Raw genomic sequence first — 5,151 nt, forward strand, 5'->3', positions numbered from 1 at the left:
ACCCAACAGACCCCGACCGCCCCGTCCGAAATTCGCGAGCGGGCCTCCCCTTTCCCCTCCTAGCCTCGGGATCATGATGAACCACACCCCTCCCCGCCCCGCCCGCCGGGCCGAGCTGCTGGCCGCCGGTGCGGCCGCGGTGACCGTCGTGCTGTGGGCCTCCGCCTTCGTCTCGATCCGCAGTGCGGGGGAGGCCTACTCGCCGGGCGCGCTGGCGCTNNCGAGCAGCAGGTCGACGCGGGTACGGCCGCCCTGGTCGTGAACACCGGGCCGATCCTCATCGCGCTGCTGGGTGCCCGGCTGCTCGGTGATCCGATGCCGCCGCGGCTGCTGGCGGGGATGGCGGTGTCGTTCGCCGGTGCGGTGACCGTGGGTCTGTCGATGTCCGGCGAGGGCGGTTCCTCCGTGCTCGGGGTGGTGCTGTGCCTCCTGGCGGCGGTCACGTACGCCGCCGGTGTCGTCGCGCAGAAGCCGGCGCTGGGCACGGCCAGTCCGCTGCAGGTGACCACGTTCGGCTGCCTGGTGGGCGCCGTGGTCTGTCTGCCGTTCGCCGGGCAGCTCGTGAAGGAGGCCGCCGAGGCGCCGGCNNCGCTGTCCCGGACGACCGCGAGCCGGATGGGCGCGACGACGTACGCGGCGCCCGCACTGGTCGTCCTGATGTCCTGGCTGTTCCTCGGCGAAGTGCCGGGGCTGCTCACCCTGGTCGGTGGTGTGCTGTGCCTGGCGGGCGTCGCNNGGCTCCGGAGCCCCGGCCCGAGCAGGCCTCGGACTCAGCTCGCTGACGTGGCCGGGGACGCGGCCTCCGGCCCGTCCCCGGCTTCCGCCGAACGCGCCCGGTCCGCGAGGACCTTGATCGAGAGCAGTGCGATCACCGAGAGCGCGATGATGTAGCCGGACACCGCCATCGAGGTGCCCGTCGCCTCCAGCAGCAGCACCATGACGAAGGGGGCGAGACCGCCGCCCGCGACGGCCGCGATCTGGTAGCCCAGGGAGGCGCCGGTGTAGCGCATCTCGGGCGTGAACAGCTCCGCGAACAGGGCGGCCTGGGGGCCGTACATGATGCTCAGGAAGCAGCTGGCGACGAACGTGCCGACCGCGAGCCACAGCAGCGAGCCGGTGTCGATCAGCAGGAAGAGCGGCACGGCCCACAGCGCGATGCCGGCCGCCCCGAAGGCGTAGATCCGGATGCGGCCGACGCGGTCGGAGAGCGCGGCGGCGGCCGGGATCAGCACGAGCTGGGTGAGGCTGACGCAGAGCGAGACCATCAGCACCGGACCCTTCTTCATGTCCAGCTCGCGCGTCGTGTAGTCGAGGACGCCGGTGATGAGGATGTAGAAGGTCGCCGTGTTCACGGCGAAGGAGCCGCCGGCGAGGAGCACCGTGCCGAGGTGACCGCGCAGGATCGTGCGCAGCGGCGAGCTCTGCTCGGTCTTCTCCCGCTCCGCGAGGGCGCGTTCGGCCTCCCGGAACGCCGGGGTCTCCTCGACGCGGGTGTGGATGTACCAGGCGAGGGCGAGGACGAGCAGGCCGACCAGGAACGGCACGCGCCAGCCCCAGGCCGCGAACGCCGAGTCGGTGGTGAACGCGCCGGCGACCAGGAAGACCGTGTTGGCGGTCACCACGCCGATGGGGACGCCGAGCTGGACGACGCTGCCGTAGACGCCGCGCTTGCCCTCCGGGGCGTATTCGGTGGCCAGGAGCATCGCACCGCCCCACTGGGCGCCGACGGCGACGCCCTGCGCGACGCGGAGCAGGACGAGCAGGATCGGGGCGGCGACGCCGATCGTGTCGTACGTCGGCAGCAGGCCGATGCCGGTGGTGGCCACACCCATCAAAGTGAGCGCGAGGACCAGCATCGGCTTGCGGCCGCGCTTGTCGCCGAGGTGGCCGGCGACGATGCCGCCGAGGGGGCGGGCGAGGAAGCCGACGGCGAACGTGGCGAAGGACGCCAGCACGCCGGCGCTGGGGCTGCCTGCGGGGAAGTACAGGTCCCCGAGGACGAGGGCGGCGGCGATGCCGAAGACGAAGTAGTCGTACCACTCGACGGCCGAGGCGAGGGCCGCGGCGGTGGCCACACGGCGGCGGTTGCCCGCGGCGGGCGCGGTGGAGGTGTGCGGCTGAGCGGAAGGCGGCTGAGCGGAAGGGGCCGTGTCCATGCGGTGCACGCTCCGGTGGGTGCGGGGACGGAACGGGGGGTGGCTCGATGGTCCGGGGAACGTACTGACCGGACGGTATGGACGTCAACGGGTCGCACACCAGGACTTTTGCCTGTACGGGGCACTCAGTGTGCGTGCGGGCACGCCTCGCACCCCGGCCTCGCGCGGAGGCCGGGGTGCGGGTGGGAACGGGCTAGAAGACGACCAGCGCGCGACCGCCCTTGCCCGCCAGCATGTTCTCGAAGGCCGCCGGGATGCCGTCCAGGGAGATGCGTTCGGTCACCAGTGCGGTCAGGTCCAGGCGGCCCGCCCGGACGTGTCCGGCGAGTACGGGGAGGTCCTCCGCGGGGTTGGAGTTGCCGTAGACGCAGCCGGAGAGGGTGCGGCCCCAGTGGAAGATCTCCAGGGCGTTGAAGGTGACCTGCTGGTCCTTGCCGCCGATGCCGACGACCGTGGTGCGGCCGCCGCGCCGGGTGGAGTCCCAGGCGGTGCGGATGGTGACCGCGCGGCCGGCGCACTCGACGGCGACGTCGACGCCCTGCTTGCCGGTGAGGCCGCGGATCTCCCTGGCCGTGGTGTCGGAGGCGACGAGGTAGTCGGTGGCTCCGGCGGTCCGGGCCAGTTCCTCCTTCGCCGGGGAGACGTCCACAGCGATGATCTTCGAGGCGCCCGCGATCCGGGCCGCCTGGAGGGCGGCGAGCCCCACTCCCCCGACGCCGAACACCGCGACCGTCTCGCCCTGCCGGACGCGGGCCGAGTGGTGGACGGCGCCGTAGCCGGTGAGGACGGCGCAGCCGAGGAGGGCCGCGTCGGTGAGCGGGACGCCGTCCGGGACGGGCAGGACGCAGGACGCGGAGACGACCGTTTCCTCGGCGAACGCGGCGACGTTCAGGCCGGGGTGGAGGTCGGTGCCCTCGGTGGTGCGGGCGTAGACGTCGGCGGCGCCGCTGAGGGCGTTGGCGCACAGCCAGACCTCGCCGAGCGAGCAGGCGTGGCAGGTGCCGCAGGACGGGGCCCAGTTGAGGACGACTCCGTCGCCGGGCGAGACCTGGGTGACGCCCTCGCCGACGGCGACGACCGTGCCGGCGCCCTCGTGGCCGAGGACGGCGGGGACGGGCACGCGCATGGTGCCGTTGGACAGGGACAGGTCGGAGTGGCAGACCCCGGCGGCGGCGAGCCGGACACGGACCTGTCCGGGTCCGGGGTCGGGCAGGTCGATGCCAGTGATCTCCAGCGGGGAGCCGACGGCGGGCAGGACGGCGGCGCGGACAGCCATGACGGAAGGGACTCCCCTGACTAGAACTGGAGGGACTTGGTCTGGAGGTACTCGGCCAGGCCGTGCACGCCGAGCTCGCGGCCCACGCCCGACTGCTTGTAGCCGCCGAAGGGGGCGAGGGGGTTGAAGCGGCCGCCGTTGATGTCGACCTGGCCGGTCTCCATCCGGCGCGCGAAGGCCACCGCCTCGGCCTCGTCACCGGCCCAGACGGCGCCGGCCAGGCCGTACACCGTGCCGTTGGCGATCCGCAGGGCGTCCTCCTCGTCCTCGTACTTCAGCACCGACAGGACCGGGCCGAAGATCTCCTCCTGCGCGATGGTCATGTCCGGGGTGACGTCGGCGAAGACGGTCGGGCTGACGAAGTAGCCCGTCTCGCGCGGGGCCTCGGGGCCGCCGGCGGCCAGACGGGCGCCTTCCGCGACGCCCTTCTCGATGTAGCCGCGCACCCGCGCCTGCTGCTTGGCGTTGACGACCGGGCCGATGCGCTCGCCGTACTTGGCGGCGGCCGTGGCGGCGAGTTCCACCGCCTCGTCGTACTGCTCGCGGTGGACCAGCATGCGCGTCCAGGCGCTGCACGTCTGCCCGGAGTTGGACATGACGTTGGCGACGCCGACGTTGACCGCCTTGGCGAGGTCGGCGGTCGGGAGGATGACGTTGGCGGACTTGCCGCCGAGTTCGAGGGCGACCTTCTTGACCTGCCCGGCGGCGATCGCGGCGATGTGCCGGCCGACGGCGGTGGAGCCGGTGAAGGAGACCAGGTCGACACCGGGGTGCTCGGCGAGGGCTTGCCCGGCGACCGGGCCGAGGCCGGTGACCAGGTTGAAGACGCCCGCCGGGAGGCCGGCCTCGTGCACGGCGTCCGCGAACAGGCGGGCGACCAGCGGGGTGTCCTCGGCGGGCTTCACGACGATCGTGCAGCCGGCCGCGAGGGCCGGGGCGACCTTGGCGACGATCTGGTGCAGCGGATAGTTCCAGGGCGTGATCGCGGCCACGACACCGATCGGCTCGTGGTGCACGACCGAGTTGCCGGTCTTCTCCTCGAAGGCGTACGTGGCCGCCAGCTCGGCGTAGGAGCCCGCGACCGCGATCGGCACGGCGGCGTGGACGGCCTGGGAGAACTTCAGCGGCGAGCCGAGTTCCGCGGTGACGGTCTCGGCGATCTCGTCCGCGCGGGCGGTGAGCACGTCCCGCAGGGCGGCCAGGCGCGCCGCACGCTCGGCGGGCGGGGTCGCGGCCCAGTCCGGGAGGGCGGCACGGGCGGCCCGTACGGCGNNGGCGCCCCCGATGTACATGCCGTCGTATGCCTTCATCGCGCTTCCTCCGGGGCGGGGCGTCGTCGTCCGACACCTAAACTAGCGGCGATAGTTTTCCGACGCCAGACGTCACAGTATGGCCATGGCCCCGCCCTGATGTGCGGCTCCTCACTCCCCCAGGTCGGGCAGGCGCGCGGGGTGGGGACAGATGCGGTCGCCGTGCCGGTCGAAGACGAAGAGGTGGGCGAGGTCGACCAGGAGCGGCACCTGCATGCCGTGGCGGAGGGCGAGGTCGGGCGTGGTGCGGACGATGAGGTCGCCGGGCAGGCGGGCCTCGGCGGACGACGGACGGACTTCGGTGTCCCTGGGGTCGTCCAGGGTCACGACAGGGCCCGCCCGTCCGGCTCCGGTCCGCTCCCGCAGGCGGGTGAGGACCGAGGTCTCGCGGCGGCGGCGCCGGGCGGGG

Annotated in this window: 3 protein-coding genes and 2 pseudogenes; 1 reads left to right on the plus strand and 4 read right to left on the minus strand. The window is 73.2% G+C overall.

Going from position 1 to position 5,151, the window contains the following annotated elements; all coding sequences use genetic code 11:
• Positions 1-73: 73 nt before the first annotated feature.
• Positions 74-834 (plus strand): annotated as a pseudogene (locus CCL05_RS42355) (DMT family transporter); the annotation flags it as partial.
• On the opposite strand, the gene CCL05_RS42360 reads toward CCL05_RS42355, so the two are convergent.
• The 4 genes and pseudogenes from CCL05_RS42360 to CCL05_RS42375 all read right to left on the minus strand — a co-directional run.
• Positions 771-2,156, minus strand: coding sequence for an MFS transporter (locus CCL05_RS42360; protein ID WP_086565828.1), 1,386 nt, complete (start codon positions 2,154-2,156; stop codon positions 771-773). The pseudogene CCL05_RS42355 and the gene CCL05_RS42360 sit on opposite strands and share 64 nt — an antisense overlap.
• Positions 2,157-2,349: 193 nt before the next feature.
• The gene (locus CCL05_RS42365) at positions 2,350-3,432 is read right to left on the minus strand and encodes a Zn-dependent alcohol dehydrogenase (protein WP_086565829.1); all 1,083 of its coding nucleotides are present in this window, start codon (positions 3,430-3,432) and stop codon (positions 2,350-2,352) included.
• A gap of 20 nt (positions 3,433-3,452) precedes the next feature.
• Complete coding sequence (locus tag CCL05_RS42370; RefSeq protein WP_086565830.1) at positions 3,453-4,742, minus strand: aldehyde dehydrogenase family protein; 1,290 nt, start codon at positions 4,740-4,742, stop codon at positions 3,453-3,455.
• Positions 4,743-4,853: 111 nt separating this feature from the next.
• Positions 4,854-5,151, minus strand: a pseudogene (locus CCL05_RS42375) (sugar ABC transporter ATP-binding protein); the annotation flags it as partial.

This window comes from Streptomyces africanus, assembly GCF_002150735.1.
Taxonomy (GTDB): Bacteria; Actinomycetota; Actinomycetes; order Streptomycetales; family Streptomycetaceae; genus Streptomyces; species Streptomyces africanus.

Bases quoted from the DNA above. Each gene is read 5' to 3' on its own strand.
- CCL05_RS42360 (WP_086565828.1), bottom strand. From the start codon at position 2,156: ATGGACACGGCCCCTTCCGCTCAGCCGCCTTCCGCTCAGCCGCACACC.
- CCL05_RS42365 (WP_086565829.1), bottom strand. From the start codon at position 3,432: ATGGCTGTCCGCGCCGCCGTCCTGCCCGCCGTCGGCTCCCCGCTGGAG.